Below are 5,350 nucleotides of genomic sequence, written 5' to 3'. Positions count from 1 at the left end.
TCAGCAAGAGTGACGTGGTGCCGGCGATCGAGATGGCCGTGTCCCGGTTCGCGGAGCTGAAGGCGCTGGAGGGGGAGATCGCGGCTCCGTTTTCCTTGGGCCCGCCGCCGACACTGCCGTCCGTTCGCACACCGTGCTGATCGAGAGCCAAGACAGCACATGCACGTTCAAGCTTTGCTGTGTCAAACCGGGCTGATTTCAACCCGGTTGGTGTTGATCGCGGAAGACCTGATGGGGTCGCTGACCCGCAGGCAGCGTGAGCCAGGAATCCCCCTGCTTTAGCTGGGGGAGGATCAAAAGGCCTGCGTGCCGTCCGGCTTTCCGGCGACCTCGTTCCAGTGCCACGCCGAGTCGAACGCGGTGACCTCGACGGGTGTGCCGGCCTCGGCCAGGCCGGCCGCCAGGGTCGTGGCCCCCGCGATGAACGCGGAGGTGCGGTGCGCCGCCAGCAGGTCCTGCTCGTCGAACGGCAGCCCCTCGCAGCGCAGCAGCCGCAGGTCCATGAACCCGTTGAACCTCTGCCCCAGCACCTTCACCGCCTGCGGACTGCGGACGGTGAAGCGCACTTTGGCCGCGACATGGCCGTTGTGGTGCTGATCCGAGTAGTACGCGATGTCCGGGATCGCCGGCGGCACGAAGTGGTCACGTGCCGCGATCTCGGGGACCTTGGGCAGGTTGCCGACCAGGAAGTGCCAGGAGTTGTACTGCATCCGCGAGGAGATGGCCCACGCCGTGTCGGCCAGCCGGCCCGCCGAACCGCCGAACAGCCGCACGGCGTCCGGCGAGGGCACCACACAGCAGAAGAAGTGCGGGATCTCCCAGCCGGCGATCTCGGGATACGCCCCCGCGCGCAGCGCCGCGATCAGCGCCGGCAGCGACCGCATCCCGCGGCTCATCGCGAAGTCGGCGTCGAAGACCACCGTCGCCGCGCACACCGTCTCGTACACCAGGGACTCCAGCCCCGTGCCGAACGCGCCGTGCGCGCCGGCCAGCCAGCCCGGCGAGGCCTCAAGACCCGCGGCCAGTTCGGCCAGGGTGTCACCGGTGACGGGCAGCCGCTCGCGCAGGCGCGCGCACAGCTCCGCCTCCAGCCGTTCGGCGTCGCTCTTGAGGGGACCGGCGACCCGCTCGATCTTGTGCATCAGCGGGCCGTAGATCTCGCGGTAGAGCTGCACGGACCCCATGAGGTCCCGGCGCCGCGCGGCCAGCGCCCCGGCGAGCTCACCCAGCGCGGCCACCGTGCGCGAGGCCGGTTCCGGCACCGGGTCCAGCGCGGGAGAGGCCGCGTTGTAGGCCGTGCGGGTGCGCTCCAGGAGCAGGGCGACGTGGTCCAGCGTGAGCTGGGTGCCGTTCGCCTCCTCGATGCGGGCGTACCCGGCCGAGCGCACCAGCAGCGTCAGGCAGACCACCAGCAGCACGTCGCTGTCCGACCACAGCTCCAGCGGCAGCCCGGCCAGACTGCTCAGCGCGCAGTCGGGGTGCCCCGGCGGCAGCGTCTTGCCCGTCAGGGTGTTGGGGCCGCGGAAGTTGGTGTACCGGCGCTTTCCGGCGTAGAGGATGAACGGCGCGGTCCGCAGCGCCGCCTCGACCAGGTCCTCCAGCAGGGCGGTGCGGCCCTCCGCGCCCGCCTGCGCCAGCCACCGGCGGCAGTCGGCCGCCGACTCCTGCCACCGGCCGGCGGCCCGGGCCAGTTCGGCCCGGTAGCCGGCGAGGTCCTGCTCGGACCACGGCACCCGCAGCACGCCGTCGACCAGGTCGGCCTGCGTGTTCAGCGGGCCCTGGGAGGGAACCCGGACGACGACCCGGCCGCTCGTGTCCAGCCCGATCTCGCCGAGAAAAGCGGTGCCGGCGTCGTCGCCGGCCCGGCCGGTGCCGCCGCCCTCGTCCCGCCAGGACCGGCCGGCCAGGATCTTCAGCGCGGTCTCGGCCTCGACGTCCAGCGCCCGCAGCTGGATGTCCGCCGGGACGTGCCCGGCGAGCGTCAGCAGTGTGTCCACGGCCGTGGCCAGGTCCGGCGCGGCACGCGCCTGCTCCCAGACCGCCCGGAGCAGGGCCGGGAACCCGGCGTCCCGCTCGGTCGGGCGGTCCGGCCCGCCGGTGGCACCGGCGGGCCGGCCGAGCCTGCTGGGCCTGCGGCTCTGCCGCGCCCTGGCCAGCGCCGCCCTGCGGGTGAGCGTGCCGTCCCCCTCGGCGGGCGCCGTCATGCCGGGCCCCTGGCCGTCAGGCCGACGTGGTCCCACATGCGGGCCTCGGTTGCGGTCCACTCCTCGTCCACATAGATGCAGTCGACGGGGCAGACCATCACGCACACCGGGCAGCCCGAGCACAGCTCGGGAACGATCACGACGTTGAGCCCGTCGTCGAAGATCGCCCCGAACTCCGGCGGGCAGCTGCGCAGGCACGTGTCACAGGTGATGCATTCCGACGTCTCGATACGGCGCGGCGGTTTCTTCCAGTTCTCGTCGCGGGACTGCCGCCCGATCCGCTCGGTGCGCTTGGAGGCGGCGGTGGAAGGAGTGTCTTTTAGCCTTGGCATGCTGTGCTCACCCTCACCAGTGATGGCCCGTCAGCGGGAGCGCTCGGATATCGCGTCCGAAATGCCGTTCCACAGAACCGTCCTGGCCGCGAGCGCGCGGTCGACGGTCTCCTGGCACTCGGCCCACTTGGCGGCGTCGTCGCCGCACAGGTCGGCGAGCATCTGCATCGCCATCGGCGTGTGCTCCTCGGCGTCCACCTGGATGTGCCGCCGCAGGTAGTCGACGAACGTGGACAGCGAACCGTGGCCGGCGTTGAGCGCGGCGACCTGGTCGAACATGTCGGGGATCAGGTCCTCGCGGCCGAACGCGAACGCCGCGGCCTGGCAGTGCACGGGGGAGTGCTCGATGAACTCCCAGGTCGTGCCCACGAATTCGGTAACCGACCGCGGCACGCCCGCCTCATCGAGCGCGGCCGGGACCGGACGCCCCTGGCGCAGCAGGGCGAGGAAGGTGTCGATGCGCGTGGTGTCCGCGCCCGACTGGCGCATGCCGTCGAGGTACAGCTCGAAGTGGCTGATGAAGCCCTCGCCGAGCTCGTCGCTCTCCTCGACCAGGACGATGTCGTTGATGAGCCGGCGGCTGCCGGTGGCGGCGGACGGCAGCCACGGCACCTCGACGCAGGTCAGCCGGCGCTGCAGGGACTTGAGCAGGGACATGAAGTCCCACACCGCGAACACGTGGTGCTCCATGAACGTGACGACCGCGTCCACGCTGTTCAGCTGGTGGTAGACCGGGTGGCCGAGAACCTTCTGGCGGGACGGCTCGACGGCCTCCTTGAGCGTCTCGACGGCCGGGTTGGTCCCATCCCATTCGTACCGTGACATGTGTCAACTCCCTTTTCTTGGGGTCTGGTTCGGAGAGGTCTGGTTCGGAAGCGGTGGTCTGGTTCGGTATGCGGTCCGGTTCGGTATGCGGTCCGGTTCAGTGCGGGACTGCCTTTAGAAGGCACCGAAGTACTCGCGGTGCTCCCACGCGGTGACACCGTCCGCGGTGCTCGTCTCGGGCCCGGCAGCGCACCAGGCCTCGAACCGGGTGGCCTCGCTCTCCTTGAGCTTCGCCAGGCAGGAGGCGAGCGGCGCACCGAGCAGCCGCTCGGCGCTCTCGCTCGCGCGGAAGGACTCCAGCGCCTCGCGCAGGGTCCGGGGCAGCGGGGCAGGGTCCGGGGCCCCGCGGCCGGCTTCGGGGCCGGCGAGCAGCCCTTCGAGGCCGGCGTGCAGCTGGGAGGCGATGGCCAGGTAGGGGTTGGCGCACGGCTCGCCGATGCGGTTCTCGACGTGGGTGGAACTGCCGCCGCTCAGGACCCGGATCAGGGCGCTGCGGTCCTCGAACCTCCAGTCGACGGCGGTCGGGGCGAGCGTGAACTCCGGGGCCAGGCGCCGGTAGCCGTTGACGGTCGGGACGGACAGCAGACTGAACTCCCGCGCACGCGCCAGCAGGCCCGCGATGTAGGCCCGGCCCTCGGCGGAGATCGCGTCCTGCAGGCCGTCGCCCTCGGCGAACAGGTTGAGGCCCGTCTTCGCGCTGGTGACGGACTGGTGCAGGTGCCAGCCGCTGGGGTCGAAGCTCGCCAGGCGCGGCAGGGTCATGAACGAGGCGTGGTAGCCGCGCCGCCTGCACTCCTGCTTGAGCTGGGTGCGGAACAACAGCATCGCGTCGGCGGCGTCCAGCGCCAGCATCGGATTGAACGTCGTCTCCAGCTGCCCGGGACCCGACTCGTGCTCGAACGAGCGCAGCGGCAGGCCCAGTTGCATGAGCATCGCGGCCAGCGGGTCGGCGACCTCGGCGACCGAGTCGTAGGCGCTGTCGAGATTGAACTGGTAGCCGGGGTTGACCGCCTCCACCTCGGGGGCCGGTCCCTGCAGGCCGAAACCGTTGCCCGCGTTGCCCACCGGGCCGCCGGTCAGGCGAGTGAGGTACCACTCGACCTCGAGACCGATGACCGGGGACAGCTCGTTGCGGGCGTACTCGGCGCAGACCCGGCGCAGCACGCCGCGGGCGGACAGCGGGTGCGGCGTGCCGTCGCGCAGGTACTCGTCGCCCAGCACCCAGGCGGTCCGCGGCCCGGCCTTGGGCAGCACCTGGAAGGTGCGCGGATCGGGCACCAGGACGAAGTCGCCCGCGCCGAGCAGTTCACCGACCCCCACCCCGGCGTCGGCGAGGAAGTCGACGGCCACCGCGTGGCCGGTGTCGAAGAGGAACGGCCCGGCGCTGAAGTCCATGCCGTTGCGCAGCACCGTACGGAACACGTCCGCGGGCACCGTCTTGGACCGGGCCAGTCCGTGCGGGTCGCAGAACACGACCCGCACGAGATCGACCTCCTCCAGCTGCAGTTGGACCTGCTCGGCCGCGGCGGCCTGCCGGTCGTCCCAGAGCCCGAACTCGGCGACGAACGAGGGACGGCCGACGCCGCTCTCGCCGCCGTGCAGGGACCACGACCTGGAAACCATGGTCATCGGGTTACCTCCCTGGATACCCCGGCCTTCAGGCCGGGGAGGAATCGGACTCCTGCGGAGCAGGGCAGAAGAGGACGGATCGCCGTCAGGGCCATGCGCTGTCCGCCGGCTACCGGTCGACACCCTTTGCTCACGCGGAAGTCGATAGGGTGTGGGGCGTGGAGCGGCAGGTCAAGCGGGCGTTCAGGTACCGTTTTTACCCCTCGGGTGAGCAGGCGGCTGAGTTGTCGCGTACGTTCGGCTGCGTCCGCTTCGTGTACAACAGGGCGCTTCAGGAGCGCACGCGGGCCTGGACCGGCGAGCAGCGCCGGATGTCCTATGGGCAGTCGTCCGCCGCACTGACCAAGTGGAAGAAGACCG

Annotated in this window: 5 protein-coding genes and 1 pseudogene; 2 read left to right on the top strand and 4 right to left on the bottom strand. The window is 71.1% G+C overall.

Going from position 1 to position 5,350, the window contains the following annotated elements:
- Positions 1 to 83: pseudogene (locus ACWD68_RS41485) on the top strand (response regulator); the annotation flags it as partial.
- A 210-nt stretch (positions 84 to 293) separates the two neighbouring features.
- Here the strand turns inward: ACWD68_RS41485 and ACWD68_RS41480 are convergent.
- The 4 genes from ACWD68_RS41480 to ACWD68_RS41465 all read right to left on the bottom strand — a co-directional run bounded on the left by ACWD68_RS41480 (position 294) and on the right by ACWD68_RS41465 (position 4,990).
- The gene (locus tag ACWD68_RS41480) at positions 294 to 2,204 is read right to left on the bottom strand and encodes a hypothetical protein (RefSeq protein ID WP_451811653.1); all 1,911 of its coding nucleotides are present in this window, start codon (positions 2,202 to 2,204) and stop codon (positions 294 to 296) included.
- On the bottom strand, positions 2,201 to 2,536 hold the full coding sequence (locus ACWD68_RS41475; RefSeq protein ID WP_451811652.1) for a 4Fe-4S dicluster-binding protein: 336 nt from the start codon (positions 2,534 to 2,536) through the stop codon (positions 2,201 to 2,203). Before ACWD68_RS41475 ends, ACWD68_RS41480 begins: the two co-directional genes overlap by 4 nt.
- A gap of 30 nt (positions 2,537 to 2,566) precedes the next feature.
- On the bottom strand, positions 2,567 to 3,361 hold the full coding sequence (locus ACWD68_RS41470) for a DUF3050 domain-containing protein (RefSeq protein ID WP_451811651.1): 795 nt from the start codon (positions 3,359 to 3,361) through the stop codon (positions 2,567 to 2,569).
- Between the two features lie 114 nt (positions 3,362 to 3,475).
- Positions 3,476 to 4,990: a glutamine synthetase family protein gene (locus tag ACWD68_RS41465; protein WP_451811650.1), complete on the bottom strand. Its 1,515-nt coding sequence runs from the start codon at positions 4,988 to 4,990 to the stop codon at positions 3,476 to 3,478.
- Between the two features lie 158 nt (positions 4,991 to 5,148).
- On the opposite strand from ACWD68_RS41465, the gene ACWD68_RS41460 reads away from it, so the two are divergent.
- Positions 5,149 to 5,350: helix-turn-helix domain-containing protein (locus ACWD68_RS41460; RefSeq protein ID WP_451811649.1), on the top strand; the 202-nt coding region annotated here is incomplete at its 3' end.

Source organism: Streptomyces sp. NPDC005141 (assembly GCF_053599975.1).
This window is presented reverse-complemented; position numbering and strand designations above follow the sequence as displayed.

Bases quoted from the DNA above. Each gene is read 5' to 3' on its own strand.
- ACWD68_RS41480 (WP_451811653.1), bottom strand. From the start codon at position 2,204: ATGACGGCGCCCGCCGAGGGGGACGGCACGCTCACCCGCAGGGCGGCG.
- ACWD68_RS41475 (WP_451811652.1), bottom strand. From the start codon at position 2,536: ATGCCAAGGCTAAAAGACACTCCTTCCACCGCCGCCTCCAAGCGCACC.
- ACWD68_RS41470 (WP_451811651.1), bottom strand. From the start codon at position 3,361: ATGTCACGGTACGAATGGGATGGGACCAACCCGGCCGTCGAGACGCTC.
- ACWD68_RS41465 (WP_451811650.1), bottom strand. From the start codon at position 4,990: ATGACCATGGTTTCCAGGTCGTGGTCCCTGCACGGCGGCGAGAGCGGC.